Source organism: Chimaeribacter sp. YP20170169, assembly GCF_056739715.1.
In genome coordinates, this window is the sequence record NZ_CP176824.1 from 1,208,995 (window position 1) to 1,229,253 (window position 20,259).

Below are 20,259 nucleotides of genomic sequence, written 5' to 3' on the forward strand. Positions count from 1 at the left end.
ATGCAACGCGGGCAGGCGGAACAGGGTATGGGCCGCCTGCCGGAGAGCAGGTTTCACGTTTATTCAAATAAGGGACACCAAACGCCATGCTACTACCTTGGCTAATTCTTATCCCCTTTATCGGCGGTCTGCTGTGTTGGCAGTGCGAGCGTTTCGGCAGCAAAGTACCGCGCTGGATCGCCTTGATCACCATGGGGCTGACGCTGGCGCTGTCGCTGCAACTCTGGTTGCAGGGGGGCTACTCATTAACCGTGCCGCAGGGCATCCCGCAATGGCAGACTGAGTTCAGCCTGGCGTGGATCCCGCGCTTTGGCATCAATTTCCACCTGGCGCTGGATGGTTTGTCACTGCTGATGGTGGTGCTGACCGGACTGCTGGGCGTGCTGGCGGTACTCTGCTCCTGGCGTGAGATTGAGCGCTATCAGGGCTTCTTCCACCTGAACCTGCTGTTTATCCTTGGCGGCGTGATTGGCGTGTTCCTGGCCATCGACATGTTCCTGTTCTTCTTCTTCTGGGAAATGATGTTGGTGCCGATGTACTTCCTGATCGCGCTGTGGGGCCACAAGGCCTCCGACGGCAAGACGCGCATCACCGCCGCGACCAAGTTCTTCATCTATACCCAGGCCAGCGGTCTGGTGATGCTGATCGCCATCCTTGGGCTGGTGTTTGTCCACTACGACGCGACCGGTGTCTGGACCTTCAACTATGAAGATCTGCTGAACACGCCGATGTCGCGCAATGTGGAGTACCTGCTGATGCTGGGCTTCTTCATCGCTTTCGCGGTGAAAATGCCGGTGGTGCCGCTGCATGGTTGGCTGCCGGATGCCCACAGTCAGGCACCGACCGCCGGTTCCGTGGATCTGGCGGGCATCTTGCTGAAGACCGCGGCCTACGGCCTGCTGCGCTTTAGCCTGCCGCTGTTCCCGCACGCTTCGGCAGAGTTTGCCCCGATCGCCATGTGGCTGGGCGTGATTGGCATCTTCTACGGCGCGTGGATGGCCTTCGCTCAAACCGACATCAAACGCCTGATTGCCTACACCAGCGTCTCGCACATGGGCTTCGTGCTGATCGCCATCTACACCGGCAGCCAACTCGCCTATCAGGGCGCGGTAATTCAGATGATCGCCCACGGCCTCTCCGCCGCTGGCCTGTTCATCATCTGCGGCCAGCTCTATGAGCGCCTGCACACCCGTGACATGCGCCAGATGGGCGGCCTGTGGGGACGCATCAAGTTCATCCCGGCGCTGTCGATGTTCTTCGCGGTGGCAACGTTGGGGATGCCGGGCACCGGTAACTTTGTCGGCGAATTTATGATTCTGTTCGGCAGCTTCAGTGTGGTACCGGTGATCACCGTGATCTCCACCTTTGGTCTGGTGTTCGCCTCGGTCTACTCGTTGATTATGTTGCAGCGCGCCTACTTCGGTGCGCCGAAATCCGATCAGCCATTGCCAGGGATGTCGCTGCGTGAGCTGTTCATCATTCTGCTACTGGTGGTGTTGCTGGTGCTGCTGGGGATCTACCCGCAGCCGATTCTGGACACTTCCCATGCGGCGATGAGCAACGTGCAGCACTGGTTCGGGTCTGTGATTCCATCCATTTCAACAACAAGGCCGTAATTCGCCATGACATTTACTCCTCAACACCTGATCGCACTATTGCCACTATTGATCGTCGGATTGACGGTGGTGGTTGTGATGCTGTGCATTGCGTGGCGACGCGACCACTTTTTCAACGCGACCCTGTCGGTCATCGGCCTGAACCTGGCGCTGCTGTCACTCTATCTGGTGTGGCAGAACGGGATCTATGACGTCACGCCGCTGCTGCGGGTGGATGGCTTCTCGATGTTCTACAGCGGGCTGGTGCTGCTGGCCAGCCTGGCGACCTGTACCTTTGCCTACCCCTGGCTGGCGGGTTACCCCGACAACAAGGAGGAGTTCTACCTGCTGGTGCTGATCGCGGCGATGGGTGGCCTGCTGCTGGCGATGGCTAACCATCTGGCGGCGCTGTTCCTTGGGATTGAACTGGTCTCGCTGCCGCTGTTTGGTTTGATTGGCTACGCCTACCGCCAGAAGCGTTCGCTGGAGGCCAGCATCAAGTACATGCTGCTCTCTGCTGCCGCCTCGTCGTTCCTGCTGTTTGGTATGGCGCTGCTCTACGCCAACTCCGGCGAGCTTTCCTTCGCCGGTCTGGGCAAAAACCTCAGCGACAGTATGCTGCAACAGCCGCTGCTGCTGGCCGGTTTGGGCATGATGATTGTAGGCCTCGGCTTCAAGCTATCACTGGTGCCGTTCCAACTCTGGACGCCAGACGTCTATCAGGGCGCGCCGGCCCCGGTTTCGACCTTCCTGGCAACCGCCAGCAAGATCGGCATCTTCGCGGTGGTGATGCGCATGTTCCTCTATGCGCCGGTCACCGACAGCGAAGCGGTGCGCACCGTGCTCGCCATCATTGCCGTCTGCTCGATCCTGTTCGGTAACATCATGGCGGTGAGCCAGAGCAACATCAAACGCCTGCTGGGCTACTCCTCCATCGCCCACCTCGGCTATCTGCTGGTGGCGCTGATTGCGGTGCAGACCCACCAGCTGTCGATGGAGACGGTAGGTGTCTACCTGGCGGGCTACCTGTTCAGCAGCCTGGGTGCGTTTGGCGTGGTCAGCCTGATGTCCAGCCCCTACACCGGGCCGGATGCGGAGTCACTGTTCTCCTACCGTGGCCTGTTCTGGCACAAGCCGATTCTGTCGGCGGTAATGACCGTGATGATGCTCTCGCTGGCGGGTATCCCGATGACGCTGGGCTTTATCGGCAAATTCTTCGTGATTGCGATGGGTGTCAGCGCCCACCTGTGGTGGCTGACCGGTGCGGTGGTGGTGGGCAGTGCGATTGGCCTCTACTACTACCTGCGCGTGACCGTCAGTCTCTACCTGAATGCGCCGACCGAACTGCAACGCGACACCCCTACCAACTGGGCTTTCACCGCCGGTGGTGTGGTGGTGCTGATCTCCGCGATTCTGGTGCTGCTGCTGGGTATCTTCCCGCAACCGCTGATTACGCTGGTACAGGCCGCGCAACCTCTCCTGTAACCAACGATTCTGTGATAAGCCGCCCTCGGGCGGCTTTTTTTATGGCAGCAAATAAATACCTCCCTTATTGATAGGGAATATATTAATTAATATTTTCATTCCCGACGCATTATTTCCTCAGCTTATTTCTGTTGCTATTTTTCTTCGGTAAATAGCTTTGCACTTTACTTCTTTTATTTGCGGTGTATTTTCTCTCTCGCCAAATTCAGGGAGTAAGTATGCCAAGGAAATGTCTCTTATTTATTTTAACCACCATTCTATTTTTATTTAACGTTTCTCCCCTGTGGGCGGCGGAGGCGTTGCCTTATGCCGCCTCTGGGCGACAGCAGCTTATTCACCAGCAACAGCAACAACAGGCCCGCGAGGCCGCGCTGGCGCAACCCGCGCCAGACGTGCGCACGCCCGTGGTCCAAACCGCCACCGGCCGCGGCTTCCCGCAGGAGACGCCCTGTTTCCACTTCAACAGCGTCTACCTTGAGAATCTGGCGTCAATGCCGGTCTGGCTCCCGCTGGACAGGGTGGCGCAACAGGGCGTTGGCCCCTGTCTGGGCAGTGAGGGAATATCCCAACTGATGGCGCGCATTCAAAATAAAATCATTGAGCACGGTTATATTACTACCAGGGTGTTGGCACCGGCACAGGATTTAACTGGTGGCAAGCTGACGCTGGTTATTGTGCCGGGAAAAATCAATAAAATAATAATAAATGATTCAGCTGGTGCATATATTCAGCCCTATACCCTGTTGCCGTCGCGCGAAGGGGCGTTACTGGATCTGCGGGATATTGAGCAGGGGCTGGAGAATATGCAGCGCCTGCCCACCGTGCAGGCGGATATTCAGATTGCCCCCGGCAGTGAGCCGGGCAGCAGTGACCTGCGGGTGGCGTGGGCGCAGTCCCGCCATTGGCGGCTGGGCCTGTCACTGGACGATGCTGGCAGCGAAAGCACGGGCCGCTATCAGGGCGGCCTGACGCTCTATTTGGATAACCCGCTCTCCTTAAGCGACATGTTCTACTTCTCTCTGGGGCAGGATGTGACGCCGGGCAACGCCCTTGGCAGTGACAACCACACGTTGCACTACTCGGTGCCACTGGGCTACTGGTCGCTCGGTATTACTGGCAGCCGCAACGGCTACTACCAGACGGTAGCGGGCGCCGGTGACGACTACCAGTACCGGGGTGACAGCGATAACCTCAATGTCTCCCTGAGCCGCGTGCTGCATCGCAACGCCAACCAAAAAAACAGCATCAGCTATGACGTGCTGTTGCGCCGGTCTCGCAACTTTATTGATGACACCGAAGTGGAGGTGCAGCGCCGCGCCACCACCGCCTGGAAGCTGGGGCTGCAACACCGCCATACCCTCGGCACCTCCACGCTGGATGCCGCCGTCTCCCTGCAACAGGGTACCCGTTGGTTTGGCGCACAGCCCGCCCCGGAGGAGATGTTTGACGAGGGCGACGCGCTGGCGCGGATCGTCCAGATCTCCGCCTCCTGGGAGATGCCGTTCACGCTGTTCGGCCAGTCATTCCGCTACACGCCCAGCTACTTCCGCCAAATCAGCCACACGCTGCTGACGCCACAGGATCAGATTGCCCTTGGCGGGCGCTGGAGCGTGCGCGGCTTTGATGGTGAGTTGAGCCTCTCCGCCGATCGCGGCTGGTACTGGCGCAATGATCTTGCCTGGCGCACGCCGTTGCCCACGCAAGAGCTTTACCTTGGCGTCGATTACGGCGAAGTGGGGGGCGACAGCGCCGACTGGCTGGTGGGCAAACACCTGGCGGGCGGCGTCATCGGGCTGCGCGGCAGCCTATGGCAGGTCGGCTATGACCTGTTCGCTGGCGTCCCGCTCTCCAAACCGGCGGGTTTCCGCACCGACCCCGCCACCTTCGGCTTCAACCTCAACTGGAACTACTGACGATAAGGAGATCGCCATGAACAAACACTGTTACCGCATCATTTTTAACCGTCAACGCGGCATGTTGATGGTGGTGCCGGAGATTGCCCACAGCGGGCAGGGCAAGTCAGGGCGGCCGCGTGGCGCACGCCCGTCTGCACATCCGCTGTTGGCGGTGCTGCGCCCGCTCCGGCTGGCGCTATGGGGCGCACTGGGCATGGCGCTGCTCTCTCCCGCGCAGGCGGCGCTAGTGGCGGATGGCAGCGCGCCCGGCAACCAGCGGCCCACTATTATCAACAGCGCCAACGGAACACCACAGGTCAATATCCAGACCCCCAGCGCGGCGGGGGTATCGCGCAACCGCTTCAGCGAATTCAACGTGGATGGCAAGGGTGCGATCCTTAACAACAGCCATGCCGTCACCCAGACGCAGTTGGGCGGGCTGGTGACCGGCAACCCCTGGCTGGCGCGCGGCGAGGCAAAGGTGATCCTTAATGAGGTCAACGCCCGCGACCCCAGCCAACTGAACGGCTATATCGAAGTCGCTGGCCGCCAGGCGCAGGTAGTGATCGCCAACCCGGCCGGCATCACCTGTGACGGCTGCGGCTTTATCAACGCCAACCGCGCCACCCTCACCACCGGCCAGCCGCAGTGGCAGGAGGGGGCACTGAGCGGCTATCAGGTTAATGGCGGCGAGATCGCCATCCAGGGGCGCGGGCTGGACAGCAGCGGGCAAAGTTATACCGACCTGATCGCCCGCTCGGTGAAGGTCAACGCTGGTGTCTGGGCGCAGGATCTGCGTGTCACGGCCGGAACCAATCAGGTGGATGCGGCGCACGATCGCGTCACGGCGCAACCGGGCAGCGCGCCGGGGCGTCCGACGGTGGCGATTGATGTGGCGCAGCTCGGCGGCATGTATGCCAACAAAATCCGGTTGATTGGCACCGAACAGGGTGTCGGGGTACGCAACGCCGGGCTGATTGGCGCGGCGGCGGGTGAAGTGCGCATCTCCGCCGACGGGCGCATCGAAAACAGCGGCAGCCTCAGCGGGCAGGGCATAAATCTCACTGCGCAGGAGACGCTGAACAGCGGCACCCTCTACAGTGAGCAGGCGCTGGCGGTTCGTAGCCAGCAGATCACCAATCAGGGCACGTTGGCGGCGGCTGGGGACGCCACGCTAGAAGGCGGCGCATTGGTCAATCAGGCCGGGGGCGTAGTGGCCGCTGGCATGGCGGCAGAGGGCACGCTGGCCTCAGCGGGCAACCTGACCCTCACTGCCGAGGGCCAGCTCACCAGCCACGGCAGCGTACTGGCGGGTGGCGCGCTGGCGCTCACCGGCGATGCGTTGGATCTCAGCCAGGGGCAGGGGTATGGCCAGTCGGTGGATCTCACCGCCCGGCAGGGGGAAATTGTCACCCGTGACGCTAACATTGAAGCGGCCGGCACCCTGCGCGCGACTACCCGCCAGACCCTGCGCAATGATGGCGGCACCCTACAGGCGGATACCCTGCAACTCACGGCGGATCGCCTCTCCAACCAGCAGGGCAGCATCCGCCAGTTCGGCGATGGCGACCTGCGGCTGGCGCATCAGGGCGGCATTGATAACCGGGGCGGCACCCTCGCCAGCAACGGCCAGAATCTTCTCCTCTCCACCGAGACGTTTGATAACACCGGCGGCAGCCTGCTCCACGCGGGCAGCGGCCTGCTCACCCTCACCACCGGGACACTCACCGGCGGGCAGGGTGAAATCATCACCAATGGCGAACTGCGCCTCTCCGGCAATACGCTGGGGCTGGATGGCGCGATTACCGGTGCGCGGCGCATTGACCTAAACGCCGATGCGTTCAGCCATCAGGGCGGCGTGATGCAGGCGGAAGAGGCGTTTTCGCTGGCGGTGCGCGACCAGATCGACAACCGCGGCGGCACCCTCGCCACCGCTGGGGCGTTGACCGTGGCGAGCGGCGCACTGGCTAACCAGAACGGCGTGATGCAGGGCGGGGAGGTAACGATCACCTCGGCCGCCACCCTCAACAACCAGCAGGGGCAGATCGCGGCGGAGGGCGCGCTGACCCTCGACGCGCAGGGACTGGATAACCACGCCGGCATGATAACCGCCGACCGCGCCACGCTGGCGCTGCACCAGCAGGCGCTGGATAACCGCGCTGGCACTCTGGCCGCCCGCGGGGATCTTACGCTGGATAGTGGCCGCCTCGACAACAGCGCCGGGCTGATTCAGGCCGGGCGTGACCTCACCCTCAACACCCACGGCCAGCAAGTGATCAACCGTGACAACGGCACGCAGGGTGGCCTGATTGCGCAGGGTACATTGCGGCTGGAGGGGGGCGATCTGGACAATACCCGTGGCCTGATTGGCGCGCAGCAGCTCAGCCTGAGCGGCGGACGCCTCACCAACGCGCAGGGGCAATTGGGCGCGGCAGGCGAGCTGTCACTGGTGGTGGGCGATCTTGATAACCAAGGCGGCACCGTAAGTGCCGGCGAGCGCCTGACCCTCTCCGCGCACACGGTGGATAACCGGGCGGGCACCCTGCTCGGCAAGGACGCCACGCTCACCACCGCCGATGTTGATAACCGTGGCGGCGTGGTGGCGGCGCTGGCAGCCCTGACCCTCAACAGCGCCGCGCTAAATAACGCCGACGGCGGCCTGATCCAGAGCGGTGGCGCGCTCCATCTCGACACCCACGGCCACGCGCTCAATAACGCCCGCAGTGGCGCACAGGGCGGCATCATCAGCCAGGGCGATCTCACGGTGCACAGTGGCACGCTGGATAACCAGCAGGGCGCGATTATTGCCAATGGTCAGTTGGCCCTTACCACCCTCGATTTGCTGAATGATAACGGGCTGGTGGCCGGGCTGTCAGGGCTGGAGGCCGCCACCGGGGCGGTGAGCAACCATGCCGGGGCCATCCAGTCGGGCGGCGCGCTGCGCTGGCAGGCAGCGGGACAGCGTATCGACAACCAAGAGGGCTTGATCAGCGCGGCGGATGCCCTCTCGCTCATCGCCCTCGAGCTGGTCAACCTCAGCGGCGAGGTGCTCTCCGGCGGCGCGCTGGCGGTGGAGGCCACCACCCTGACCAACCGCGACGGGCTGATCGCCAGCCAGGGCAACGGCACGCTGCACAGCGAGGTGCTGGATAACCACGCCGGGGCGGTGCAGTCAGTGGGCGATCTGGTGCTGGAGGTACAAGGCGACTTCACCAACGAAGGCACCTTGCAGGCCAATGGCAACCTTGCCCTCAGTAGCGGCGGCACCTTCACCAACGCCGCGCTGATTGCCGCCGGCCAGCAACTGGCCCTCTCCGCCAGGGTACTGGACAACCAGCAGAGCGGCGAGATCAGCGGCGGCCAGACCGATCTGCGCGCCGGGCAGTCCATCACCAACAGTGGCCTGATTGATGGCCTCTGGACGCGCCTCAGCAGCCAGACCCTCACCAACATTGGCAGCGGCCGTATCTATGGCGACCACATCAGCCTTCAGGCCGAGGTGCTCAATAACCTCGCCGAAGGCGGCAGCGCCGCCACATTGGCCGCCCGCGAGCGGCTGGATCTGGGCGTCGATACCCTCAATAACCGCGAGCATGGGCTGATCTACAGCGGCGGCGATCTGGCAATTGGCGGCACGCTGGATGAGCAGGGGCTGGCGACCGGCTCTGCGCGGCTGGTTAATAACATCAGCGCCACCATTGAGTCAGCCGGCAACCTGTGGCTGGACGTGGCGACGCTCAACAACCTGAATGACCACTTTGCCACCGAGGTGGTGCAGGTGTCGCAGGATCATGTCGAAGAGTACTTTGTGGTGGACTATGAGGATCTCATCTATGGGCCGGATGAGGTGCGCATCAAAAATAAGGAGGTCGATTTCCTGATCACCAAGGATTTCCCGACCACCGCCACCGACAAAAACGACCATTGGGTACACCGCGACTACATCCTCACGGTGGATGAGACGCGCATCACCGAGAGCGATCCGGCAGTAATCCGCGCCGGTGGCGACCTCTCGATCCACGGCCAGCAGGTGCTGAATGACAAGAGTCAGATTATCGCGGGTGGCACCCTCTCGATTGATGCCGGCACGCTCGACAATGTCGAGGTGGCTGGCGAACGCATCACCACCCGCGATGGCTGGGCGGAGACCTTCTGGCGCATCCGCGATCGCGGCGGGGATAATCAGGGGCACAGCAAAAAAGCGCTTCCCGATGCGCCGGTGATTGAGGCGATCACCCTGCGTCCGGGCAGCATTGAGGAGCACGCCAGCGCGGGCGGTGAACGCCCGGCGATTGAGCGCCTCACGCCCGGCAGCGTGGCTAACCCGGCGCTGGGGCCACTGGATGGGGCTGGCTGGCAGTCATTGGACGGCGGCGTGCGGGTGCCGCCGGGTAAGACGTTCGAGGTGCCTGCCGCGCCACAAAACGGCAGCGCCAGCGTGGTGCGCATCACCGGGCCGGAGACGCGACTGCCCGACAGCAGCCTGTTCCACATTCTGCCGGCCAGTGACGCGGACTATCTGGTGGAGACCGATCCGCGCTTCACCCATCAGCAGGCGTGGCTCAGCTCTGACTATATGCTGGCCGCCTTCCAGAGCGATCCCGACCGCACCCTCAAGCGGCTGGGGGACGGGTACTACGAGCAAAAATTGGTGCGCGACCAGGTGGCGGCACTGACCGGCCAGCGCTATCTGTCAGGCTATACCAGCGACGAGGAGCAGTACCGGGCGCTGATGAACGCCGGCATCGCCTTTGGGCAGCAGTACCAGTTAACGCCGGGGGTGGCGCTGACCGCCGAACAGATGGGCCAGCTCACACAGGACATTGTCTGGATGGTGGCGCAGCCGGTTACCCTGGCGGATGGCAGCGTGCAGCAGGTGCTGGTGCCGCAGGTCTATGCCCATGTCCAGCCGGGCGATGTGCAGGGCAGCGGCGCGTTGCTGGCAGGGCGCGACGTCAACATCAACCTCAGCGGCGATTTCAACAACAGTGGCCGGGTATTGGCGTCGCAGTCCGCCACGCTGGTCGCTGACAACATCACCAACCGGGGCGGCACCCTGTATGCCGACACCCTGGCATTGCAGGCGCGCACGGACATTAACCATCTGGGCGGGTTGATTGGCGGTGAACAGGGGCTGACGGTGGTGGCTGGCCGCGATATCCAGGCCATGACCGGCACCCGCAGCGCCGCCAGCGCCGGGGGTGACTTCGCCGCCACTACCCTCGATCGGCTGGCCGCGTTTCAGGTCACGGAGGGCGACATGCTGTTGCAGGCCGGGCGTGACCTGACCCTGACGGCAGCGCAGATCACCAACCAGGGGGCGCAGGGGCAGACCCAGCTTCAGGCGGGGCGCGACCTGAAGCTGGATACCGTAACCACCGCCGCACATGAGCAACTCAACTTCAGCACGGATCAGCGGCATGGGCAGTCCAGCTCGCAGCAGGTGGGCAGCACGCTGGAGGTGGCCGGCGATCTGGCCCTGATTGCCGGGCACGACATGGCCCTTCAGGCCGCCAGCGCCACCGCGGGCGGCACACTGGCGCTGGCGGCGGGCAACGATCTCAGCATCACCCACGGCGAGCGGCAGAGCCACGTCGAGTCCTACAGCAAGGTCACGGGCAGCAACGGCATCGCCTCACGTACCACTCAGGAGACTCACGCCACCCGCGACACCCTCACCGCGCAGGGCAGCCTGCTCAGCGGCGACCGGGTGCTGATGCAGGCCGGGCATGATTTGACGCTGCAAGCCAGCAACGTGGTGGCTGACCGCGATCTGGTGCTCTCGGCGGGCAACGCGCTCAGCCTGACCACGGCCACGGAGCATGACCTCCAGACCCGCGAGCAGCGCGAGGAGAAGTCCGGCCTGATGGGCAGCGGCGGCATTGGCTTTACGGTGGGCCGCCAGAGCACCGCGCTCGACACGCTCAGCGACGGCCAGTACGAGGCGGGCAGCACCCTGGGCAGCCTGAACGGCAACGTCACGCTGAACGCCGGTGGCGCGCTCACCGCCCGCGCCGCCGATCTGATGGCGGCAGGCGATTTGACACTGGCTGGCGACAGCGTCACGCTGGAGGCGGGAGTGACGCGCCAGCACAGCGAGCAGCATTATGAGATGAGCCAGAGCGGGCTGTCGGTGGCGCTCTCCGGCAGTGTCGGTTCGGCGGTCAACAGCGGCATCCAGACCGTGCAGGCAGCAGATGATAACGGCAACAGCCGGCTGGCGGCGCTTCAGGCGATGAAGGCCGGGCTGACCGGTTATCAGGCCTATCAGGCAACGCAACTGGCGGGCAACAACAGCGGCGAGAGCAGCTTTGTCGGCATGGCGCTGTCGATGGGCAGCCAGCAGAGCGAGTCCCACCAGACCCACGACCAGCGCATCGCGCAGGGCAGCGCCCTGACGGCCGGCGGCGACCTGCACATTCTGGCGCGCGACGGCGACATTCTGGCGCAGGGCGCGACCATGCAGGCTGGTCATGACCTGACGCTACAGGCCAGCGACAACATCAGCCTGCTGGCCGCCCAGAACAGCCAGACGATGCGCGGCGAGAGCAGCAGCCACGGCGGCCGCATCGGTGCCAGCATTGGCCTGAGCGGTGACGGCGGCGGCGTGAGCCTGTTTGCTGACGCCAGCGCTTCGCAGGGGCAGCAGGCGGGCAACGGCACCACCTGGACGGAGAGCACGGCACAGGCGGGCAATCGGCTCGCCTTCATCGCCGGGCAAGACATGACGCTGGCCGGCGCTCAGGCGAGCGGCACCCGCATTCTGGCTGACATCGGCGGCGACCTGAGCCTGATTAGTCTGCAAGACAGCGACCGCTACCAGAGTGACCAGCGCAGCCTGGCCGCGGGCCTCAGCGCCGGAAGCCTTGGCGGCGGCGGGTACATCAGCGCCGGGCGGCAGCAGATGGACTCTGACTACCTGAGCGTAACGGAGCAGAGCGGGCTGTTTGCTGGCACCGGTGGCTTTGACCTGCGGGTCGGCGGCCACACCCAGTTGGAGGGGGCGGTGATTGACTCCCGCGCTCTGCCGGCGCTGAACCAGTTGGAGACCGGCTCTCTGGGCTGGCGCGACCTCACCAACCGGGCGGAGTTTGAGGCGCAGAGTCAGGGGGCAGGGTTCAGCAGCAGCGGCAGCATCGGGCAGCAGTTCACCGGCAACATGGCGAACACGCTGCTCAACGGCGGCAGCCAGAGCGGGGAGGCGCAGAGCCGCAGCCGGGCGGCCATCGCCGACGGCACGCTGACGGTGCATGACGGCAGCGGGCTGGACATCAGCCGCGACACCGCGCACAGCCATGAGCGGCTGTCGCCCATCTTTGACGCGGAGCAGGAGCAGGCGCGCATGGAGGCGCGGCAGCTGATAGCGGAGCTGGGCACCCAGGTCAGCGATATCCTGCGCACCGAGGGCAAGCTGGCGGCGCAGACGGCAGTAAACGACCCCGCCCGACGGGCCGAGGCCGAAGCGGCACTGCGGGCGGAGGGCATTCTCCCGACCGGGGAGGCCATCAGCCAGCGCGCCTATGAACTGGCGCAACGGGAGTACGGCACCGGCAGCCGGGCGCAGCAACTGACGCAGGCCATCACCGCCGCGATGCAGGGCGCACTGAGCGGGGATATCGGCAGCGCACTGGGCGGCGCGGCCGCGCCGTACGTGGCAGAGTATGTCAAAACCCACACCGACGCCGGGGCCGAGCGCATCATCAGCCACGCGGTGGCAGGCGCCGTGCTGGCCGAACTGCAACAGGGCAACGCACTGGCGGGGGCGACCGGTGCCGGCCTCGCCGCTGGCGGCGCGGAATATCTGGCAAACCAGCTCTATCCCGGCAAAAACCCGTCGAGCCTGAGCGAAGCAGAGAAGCAGACCGTCGCCGCCCTCACCACCCTCGCTGCCAGCATCGTCGGCGGCCTAACCGGTGGCGACCTTGCCGCCGCCGTGGACGGCGGCAAGGCGGGAAGGAATGAGGTGGAGAATAACTCGCTGGCTCATGTTCTGGCCGCTGCCGAGAAAGAAAAGCCCGGTACGATAGCGAAATACCAGGCTGCTAAAGAAGCCATATGTAAACAGGATCCGCAAGCGTGTCGCCAGGCAGTGAATGAGGCGGCGAGTCTGGGTCTGGATTTTGTGCCAGTCGTCGGGGATATTAAAGGGTTCCACGAGGCTGAGACGGCGCTGGATTATCTTGCTGCGGCAATCGGGCTGATACCGGGTGCGGGTGATGTGGCAGGTAAGACCATCAAGGCGGCGGAAAAGGCGCTGAAGGCCGGGGATGTTGAAACTGCGTCTAAGCTGATTAATAAGGCCAGCAATGATGTTACGTCAGCTAATTATTTTGGGCAGGAACGAAAGTACTGGAGTGCCGAACCCGTCAATATTAACGGGAACAAAGTTTACCAAAGGAATGATTTGTTCGATCCTAATGCAGTGGATTCCAGAGGAAGAACAAATATTCAACGTATGGAAAAAGGTCTGGCCCCTATAGATGCAAATGGTCAATCTGTAAACCTTCATCATATGTTGCAAAAACAAGATGGTCCAATAGCAGAAGTAACTCAGGGCTTCCATAAGGATAATCATGGTGTTATTCATATTAATGATAACAGCATTCCATCAGGGATTGATCGTAATGAATTTAACAAATGGCGGTCTGATTACTGGAAACAAAGGGTAAATGATTTTAAAAAGTAGGTCATTATGAGTATCGATAATGTTAGAAAAGCCATGCTTATAATAAATCAGCATCAAGATGATGCTGATTTTGAAGGCGTGAAAGAAGAGAAGGTGATTGATCTTGCAGAAAAAACCCTGGATGTTAATTTTCCCGATAGCTATAGATTTTTTCTGCAAAATCTTGGCTGTGGTGATATTGCAGGTCAAGAATTTTATGGGGTAATCAAATCAGATTTCTTCAACTCTGGTATACCGGATGCTATATGGTTAACCATAAAAGAACGGCAAGAATCAAATTTACCAAAAAATTATGTAGTTATAAGTGCAACAGGAGAGGGTGATTATGTTGTATTGGACTGTAGCAATAATGATCAAAGTAAAGTTCTACTATGGACACCGGGTATAAAGGATCATCAATCAGCATTCAAGCCATATTACGATGATTTTGGTGAATTCTTTTACGATCAAATTACTATGGCGCTGAGCTAATCCAATCCCGGCCACTGCGCCGGGATCTTTTTTAACCGTCAGAACTTAAGCTCAAGTTCAATAGTCAGCCGTCCCTTCTCAGCGGTCACAATCACCGGCAGCCCGGTCCGGAACCCCAGCGCTTCCAGCCAGCGGCCCTTGATGGTGAGCTAGGGTAGCGGGTTGAGCCTGCCCTGGTTGGGACGATAACCCACCAGATAATAGTGCGCCTGCGGTTCGCTGGCTGCGGTTGTGGTGGAGAATAACTTCCTGAGCGTGTCGGAGAAGACAGAGCTTGAGCTGGCGAAGCAGAAACTCAACAGTAACGACCCGGCAGAGCGTGAGAAAGCACAGCAGACCATCAATGAACTGCGTGAGAAAGATATCGCCAGCGATAAGAAGGTTATTGATGCTTGTGGTAACGGTGCGGCAGGGAGTACGGCCTGTGCGAGTGCGCGGCTGGAGGTCATAGTGGCAAAAGGTGAATATGAAACCGGGCCGTATAACTCGAAGGTTAGCCAGCAATACGCAGATGCTTACGGGCAGATAGTAAACCTGCTGAATATCACCAGTGTTGATGTACAAAATCAGCAGCAGGTGAAGGATGCAATGGTAAACTATGCCATGACGCAGTTCGGTGTGGATAAAGCGACGGCTGAAAGCTACGTCGAAACCTATGACGGGATGAAGACGGTAGTGGCCTCAATGACGCCAGTGTTAGGTGCTGCGGCAGCTAATAAAATCAGTGCATTAGGCCAAGGTATAGTTAAAGAAAGCGTACCTAAAAACCCTAACTCTTCAAGTGCAATTACAGATGCTGAAGCCGGAGGCTATTCTTACTACGACAAATTTAAGAATGCTAATGGTGGGTGGGATTGACCCAAGAATTTGGGATTTGAAGGCGATCCAATCAAAACTATAATTCCGGTAGGCACACACCTAGATAGATATGGTGAGCCTAATGGCTCTTTCCTTGCACCGAAAGGTACGCCTTACGAACAACGAGCTCTAGCGCCAGGTGCTAAAGCTGAAAAATACTATGAATATGAGGTAATAAAATCATTGCCTGCTATACAAGGAAAGATAGCCCCCGCTTTTGGTGAGCCTGGAGGGGGGATTCAAATATTACCTAATATGCAAGAACGAGTGAATGTGGAATGGCTATTAAAGAATGGATATATTCGTGAGGTTCGCTAACATGTTGTTGAATATCAATGAAATACAAAAAAAATTGACGTATTGACTTTGAAAGCTGGTCTCCCAAGACATTCAGTTAATCTTTGTTCCGCTCCAATTGGTGATGGCACACCATATGTTACATTTGAAAATAATGTATATAATTACATTCATTCAGAAAGAGGTTATGAATTCTCGCGGAAGGTAACTAGTTCGCTAGATAAGCTACTTTATTGGATCATGTCAGAACTCGCTTATAAGATAGCATTCCAATATGAGTTAGAACACAGGGTGGAAGGCATAGATGGACGACGTATCGCTTTTCCAAAATTTATTGAGTTAATGGCAAATATGAATCTTTCATGGGAGCTAAAAGCACAACACGAAATTCAAAAAATTCTGACTGAAGCACCATACAACGATAGTCTTTAAAGGTCATATGTCAGAGCAAGTCGTGACTAATACAAATAAATAAAAGAATAGTTGAGAATAACTCGCTGAGCGCACAGGACGAGAAAAAACGCCAGGACGCGAAATGGTCACTGCCGTACATCCAGGATGCGAATGAAAAAGCCAAGGCTGAAAAGCTGGTTGCGGACCTTGATGCGAAAGATAAAGCGTTCGATGCGGCACTGGATAAAGCCTGTAATGGTCTGTCATCCTCAGCCTGCCAGGGTATGCGCCAGGAACTTGCGGCCATGGGCAAGAGCTATGATGAGCAATTGGACGGTCAATATGTTGGCACAATGGGCAGTGTGTATAAGGAAGGTGCCGATAAAATTGCCGGGCAGCAGTGGCAGTACGCTACCGCCGGTGCGAAAGCGCAACGTGATGCTGATGTTCAGCGTATAGCGCAGAACTGGGGCGTCAGCCCGGAAACTGCTGCAACGCTTTACGATGGTATGACAGTTATACACAGTACTGCGGCTGTTGCCGGAATTGTTTATGGAATGACAGAGACGGGTTCTGCTATTGCCCAGGCTGATCGTATCAATGGCAATATAGCTGCCAGCCAGCAAGCACGAGATTCATCGAATTTTGCAATTCACTCAGCAAAATCTGACCAATTGCAATGGGGTTACGCAGCTGATGACTGGAATATGGGAGGATTAAAAGCGGGTGATAAGGTGTTTGGAGGCATTCCAGGTCAATCAGCATATTATACAAACGAAGCTACCTTACTGAACGCAGGGTTTAGTCGTGATTTTTTATTCAAAAGTTTGCAAGTTGCTCCACATCCTGAGTTTGGTTATAGGCCTAAAATGGGAATTTACCAAGTAATGAATGATATGAAAATTCCTACAGGAATAGTAAGTCAAAACCCATTATTAGGTCCTGGTGGAGGAACACAGTTTTTCATAAAAGACTATAATAAGAACCTTAAGCTTATTGATACTATTAACCTAGGTAAATGATATGTGTAAATCCCCATATATAGTTCATGCAATAGACTTAGCTACAAGCAAGGGCAATAGTGTTAGCGATATCATGGATGGGTGGTCTAAAGTTGAGCAGGTTGTTTATATGTCAAGCATATTAACAAATGAAGTCCGTCAGCTTATAGAAACATCGGAGCCTTCTTTACGTTATTGGAATGCAGAAAAAACACCGCATAATCGAGCGGAAGAAGGATTTATATGCGACAAGTACAGAGTTGCGATTGCCTTCCCTAAGTGATTATCAGGAGTCCCATTCACTGTTAGTGGGATTTTTTGCCCTGAGTTCATTTGCAATTAGACAAGAAAATTTGTAAAAGCCAGCGCGCCTATGAACTGGCGCAGCGAGAGTACGGCACCGGCAGCCGGGCGCAGCAACTGACGCAGGCCATCACCGCCGCGATGCAGGGCGCGCTGAGCGGGGATATCGGGCAGCGCACTGGGCGGCGCGGCGGCGCCGTATGTGGCGGAGTATGTCAAAACCCACACCGACGCCGGGGCCGAGCGCATCATCAGCCACGCGGTGGCAGGCGCCGTGCTGGCCGAACTGCAACAGGGCAACGCATTGGCGGGCGCCACCGGTGCCGGCCTCGCCGCCGGCGGCGCGGAATATCTGGCAAGCCAGCTCTACCCCGGCAAAAACCCGTCGAGCCTGAGTGAAGCAGAGAAGCAGACCGTCGCCGCCCTCACCACCCTCGCTGCCAGCATCGTCGGCGGCCTAACCGGTGGCGACCTCTCTGCCGCCGTAGACGGCGGCAAGGCGGGAAGGAATGAGGTGGAGAATAACCTGTTTGGTGGAAATGAGGAGTCTCAGACAGCATGGATACGCCAGCACGGGACTGATATGGCGACATGTGCCGATAATCCGTCCGGGGCTGCATGTCAGAAAGCACAGAATGAAGCCAATGCGGTGGCATTCGCAATGGCATCAACAGGACTGATCTATTTACCAGGAGGAATGCAGGTAACTGCGGGGATTGGTGGGGTAGCAAACGCGGGTATTCAGTATGCGCTGGCAGGGGAAATTAATCCGACAGATGCCCTGATTGCCACTTATGTTGGCGCATTTACTGCAAGTACAGGAGTGTGGGGAACTATGGGCTGGAACGCAGCGGGGGGAGCGACATCCAGTTATCTAAAAGGAGATGATCCGCTGTCAGGTGGTGCTATTAGTGGTTTTGGTGCGGGATTAGGGTATGGCGTTGGTAATTATGTAGTCAAACCCGCTGTAAATATGGCAGGTAAATGGATTTCCGGTGGCTGGAATCCAAAATTTGATGCTAACTGCTTGAAATATAGAGATGTAAATGGAAAGTTTGGAATTTTTAAGTAAATGGTGCCAAGTAATATTCCTGGCGCAGCTGCTAACATTGGTCCTGCTATTGCGACAGAGATGACAGGTGCTGAGATCCAAAAATTCATTAACAGAAAATTAAAGGATGGAAAAAGATAATGAAATTATTCATCTTTCTTTTCTTCGTTATCATTATTTCGATGATGTCAGGAATGGCAATTGCAGAAGTGTCTTATGTTATTTTGCTTCTCATTAAATATTTGATTTATGGATATATTGATTTTTCATTTTCTGAAATATTAAAAGGTATAAGAGTTGGAGGGGCTGGAGGAGGGATCTTGGGGTTAGGAATAATCCTGTGTCGCCTCCTGAAAGTCAAAGGCTTTTAGGAGCAGGGCAGACTATGCTGACCCGATGCAATTGAGTCCTATACCTGGAATGTCTGGTAACAGTGGAGCTTCATTCGCTATTAAGACTGAGAGTCAGGCTGGCCCTTAAATAATTGATATACCTAGTGGTAATTAATATGAAAACATATAAAGAACTAAAGGTTTTTTATTGATTGTGGGTCTTCATGCTCTCGCTATTTCTTTGTGTGCACTGGTTTTACAGTTTGTTTTTATAGCTTATGTTTTTTTCTTGACTGGATTATGGGACGTTGATTTTATGAGAATATTATTATTTATCAAAGCAGGTGCCACTGGCGGATTTATTGCAGGAGTTGGCGTTTGGTTAATGTTTCACTTTATTCTAAAGTTCAGATAATACATCAGGAAAATTGAACAAGCGGAATACGATTGTCGTCGACATCTGGCGCAACCTGACCATCACCAGCGAACAGGGCACCGATCACTATGACAGCAGCCAGAAAAACATCAGTGCAGGTGGTAGCTTCAGCCATGACCGGCTCGGGCGGTATCAGCTACAGCAATGATAACATGAACAGCGATTATGCCTCCGTACGGGAGCAGAGCGGGATAGACGTAGGCAGTGGCGAGTTTGATATCACGGTCGGTAGCCATACGCAGCTGGGGGCGGCGTGAGGGTCTCAACAGCCATCAAACCCAACCCCTCCAGCAGCCCCCAACGCCCTCACCATGCAAGTGTGACAAAAATCACAATTACGATGAAATTATAGAAACGCTTATATCCAACAAGTGATCCAAATCACACATTTCCGCCTCTGATCGCGTACACTGCGCCGTTTTTAATGGGGGGGCTGGCTGATGAACGTACTTCTCGCAATTGCATTGACCACCGGGGTGCTCTCGGGCGTATGGGGCTGGGTGGCGATCTCTTTGGGGTTATTGAGCTGGGCCGGGTTCTTGGGGTGTACGGCTTACTTTGCCTGCCCGCAGGGCGGGATGCGGGGGCTGGCTCTGACCGGTCTGACCACCGCCAGTGGCGTGTTCTGGGCGCGGATGATCATTGATGGCGCAGCCTTCCAGCCGGAATGGGCGCTGCTGGGCTACCTGCTCACTGGCGTGGTGGCGTTTTTGATGTGTATACAGGCGGCCCACCGCTGGCTGGCGTTTGTGCCGGGCACCTTTATTGGCGCGTGCGCAACCTTTGCCGGGCAGGGGGACTGGCGGTTGGTGTTGCCCTCCCTGCTGCTCGGCGCGGTGTTCGGTTATGCGATGAAAAACAGCGGGCTGTGGCTGGCGGCGCGCAGTAGCAAAACAGGGGTGCCGAAGGCGGCGAAAACTGATCCCTGAGTGGCTTCAGAAGGTTCTTAAACTGATTCAGTAAGATAAAATCACGGGTTGTCACTAAGCAAATTGGTGAAAAAGTGACTATGGTTAGTACTATCAAGTCATAAAACCAAGGAGACATGCATGGCGACTACCGCAGATCCAAAACAGTCTGAGCTTCCGGAAGAACCTCAAACTTCCCTAGATGACGATCTGAAGATGCTGTCGGATACGTTGGAAGAGGTGCTCTCTTCATCCGGTGACAAGGCAGACCAGAAGTACATCGAAATCAAGCACCGTGCCGAAGAGGCGCTGCATAAGGTGAAAAAACGCCTGAGCGCCAAATCTGACGCTGCCTACTATAAGGCGAAACAGGCGGCATGCAGCGCAGACAGCTACGTGCACGAGAAACCGTGGCACGCCGTGGGTATGGGCGCCGCAGCCGGGATGATCCTCGGCCTGCTGATGCGTCGCTAGGCCAACGGAACCGTCAGGGCAGAGACTCTGGCAAAGAGGGGCGCACCGTGGTGTGCCCTTTTTTTTGCCTGACG

General features: G+C 58.1%; 11 protein-coding genes and 4 pseudogenes. 14 read left to right on the plus strand and 1 reads right to left on the minus strand.

Translation table 11 applies throughout. The features are described from left to right. Positions 1-86: 86 nt before the first annotated feature. The 5 genes from nuoM (at position 87) to ACK3SD_RS05555 (ending at position 14,132) form a co-directional block, all read left to right on the plus strand. Positions 87-1,616, plus strand: a complete 1,530-nt coding sequence (gene nuoM / locus ACK3SD_RS05535) for an NADH-quinone oxidoreductase subunit M (protein ID WP_481127038.1) — start codon at positions 87-89, stop codon at positions 1,614-1,616. A gap of 6 nt (positions 1,617-1,622) precedes the next feature. After that, on the plus strand, positions 1,623-3,080 hold the full coding sequence (gene nuoN / locus ACK3SD_RS05540) for an NADH-quinone oxidoreductase subunit NuoN (protein ID WP_481127039.1): 1,458 nt from the start codon (positions 1,623-1,625) through the stop codon (positions 3,078-3,080). A 218-nt stretch (positions 3,081-3,298) separates the two neighbouring features. After that, positions 3,299-4,993 (plus strand): ShlB/FhaC/HecB family hemolysin secretion/activation protein, encoded by a 1,695-nt coding sequence (locus tag ACK3SD_RS05545; RefSeq protein WP_481127040.1) that lies wholly within the window; start codon positions 3,299-3,301, stop codon positions 4,991-4,993. A 16-nt stretch (positions 4,994-5,009) separates the two neighbouring features. Continuing rightward, a complete protein-coding gene (locus tag ACK3SD_RS05550) occupies positions 5,010-13,661 on the plus strand; it encodes a two-partner secretion domain-containing protein (RefSeq protein WP_481127041.1) in 8,652 nt (2,883 codons plus the stop codon). Positions 13,662-13,667: 6 nt separating this feature from the next. Then, entirely contained in the window at positions 13,668-14,132 is a 465-nt protein-coding gene (locus tag ACK3SD_RS05555) for an SMI1/KNR4 family protein (protein ID WP_481127042.1), read from the plus strand. A 38-nt stretch (positions 14,133-14,170) separates the two neighbouring features. Here the strand turns inward: ACK3SD_RS05555 and ACK3SD_RS05560 are convergent. Continuing rightward, positions 14,171-14,329: pseudogene (locus ACK3SD_RS05560) on the minus strand (SymE family type I addiction module toxin). A 37-nt stretch (positions 14,330-14,366) separates the two neighbouring features. Here ACK3SD_RS05560 and ACK3SD_RS05565 point away from each other — a divergent pair. From ACK3SD_RS05565 to elaB, 9 genes and pseudogenes are all read left to right on the plus strand, one after another. Further along, positions 14,367-15,308: pseudogene (locus ACK3SD_RS05565) on the plus strand (TNT domain-containing protein); the annotation flags it as partial. 1 nt (position 15,309) lies between these two features. After that, positions 15,310-15,719: pseudogene (locus tag ACK3SD_RS05570) on the plus strand (Imm63 family immunity protein). A gap of 155 nt (positions 15,720-15,874) precedes the next feature. Further along, positions 15,875-15,946 (plus strand): annotated as a pseudogene (locus tag ACK3SD_RS05575) (hypothetical protein); the annotation flags it as partial. A gap of 39 nt (positions 15,947-15,985) precedes the next feature. Next, positions 15,986-16,702, plus strand: a complete 717-nt coding sequence (locus ACK3SD_RS05580; RefSeq protein WP_481127043.1) for a hypothetical protein — start codon at positions 15,986-15,988, stop codon at positions 16,700-16,702. 484 nt (positions 16,703-17,186) lie between these two features. Further along, a complete protein-coding gene (locus ACK3SD_RS05585; RefSeq protein ID WP_481127044.1) occupies positions 17,187-18,056 on the plus strand; it encodes a VENN motif pre-toxin domain-containing protein in 870 nt (289 codons plus the stop codon). Positions 18,057-18,175: 119 nt separating this feature from the next. Then, the gene (locus ACK3SD_RS05590) at positions 18,176-18,406 is read left to right on the plus strand and encodes a hypothetical protein (protein WP_481127045.1); all 231 of its coding nucleotides are present in this window, start codon (positions 18,176-18,178) and stop codon (positions 18,404-18,406) included. Positions 18,407-18,795: 389 nt separating this feature from the next. Continuing rightward, complete coding sequence (locus ACK3SD_RS05595; RefSeq protein WP_481127046.1) at positions 18,796-18,951, plus strand: hypothetical protein; 156 nt, start codon at positions 18,796-18,798, stop codon at positions 18,949-18,951. A 292-nt stretch (positions 18,952-19,243) separates the two neighbouring features. Continuing rightward, on the plus strand, positions 19,244-19,732 hold the full coding sequence (locus ACK3SD_RS05600; protein WP_481127047.1) for a DUF1097 domain-containing protein: 489 nt from the start codon (positions 19,244-19,246) through the stop codon (positions 19,730-19,732). 120 nt (positions 19,733-19,852) lie between these two features. Beyond that, on the plus strand, positions 19,853-20,185 hold the full coding sequence (gene elaB, locus ACK3SD_RS05605) for a stress response protein ElaB (RefSeq protein WP_137762615.1): 333 nt from the start codon (positions 19,853-19,855) through the stop codon (positions 20,183-20,185). The last annotated feature ends 74 nt before the right edge of the window (positions 20,186-20,259 follow it).

Coding starts and splice junctions, on each gene's coding strand:
- nuoN (WP_481127039.1), top strand. CDS start 1,623: ATGACATTTACTCCTCAACACCTGATCGCACTATTGCCACTATTGATC.
- ACK3SD_RS05600 (WP_481127047.1), top strand. CDS start 19,244: ATGAACGTACTTCTCGCAATTGCATTGACCACCGGGGTGCTCTCGGGC.
- ACK3SD_RS05580 (WP_481127043.1), top strand. CDS start 15,986: ATGGGCAAGAGCTATGATGAGCAATTGGACGGTCAATATGTTGGCACA.
- ACK3SD_RS05555 (WP_481127042.1), top strand. CDS start 13,668: ATGAGTATCGATAATGTTAGAAAAGCCATGCTTATAATAAATCAGCAT.
- ACK3SD_RS05545 (WP_481127040.1), top strand. CDS start 3,299: ATGCCAAGGAAATGTCTCTTATTTATTTTAACCACCATTCTATTTTTA.
- ACK3SD_RS05590 (WP_481127045.1), top strand. CDS start 18,176: ATGAAATTATTCATCTTTCTTTTCTTCGTTATCATTATTTCGATGATG.
- nuoM (WP_481127038.1), top strand. CDS start 87: ATGCTACTACCTTGGCTAATTCTTATCCCCTTTATCGGCGGTCTGCTG.
- ACK3SD_RS05550 (WP_481127041.1), top strand. CDS start 5,010: ATGAACAAACACTGTTACCGCATCATTTTTAACCGTCAACGCGGCATG.
- elaB (WP_137762615.1), top strand. CDS start 19,853: ATGGCGACTACCGCAGATCCAAAACAGTCTGAGCTTCCGGAAGAACCT.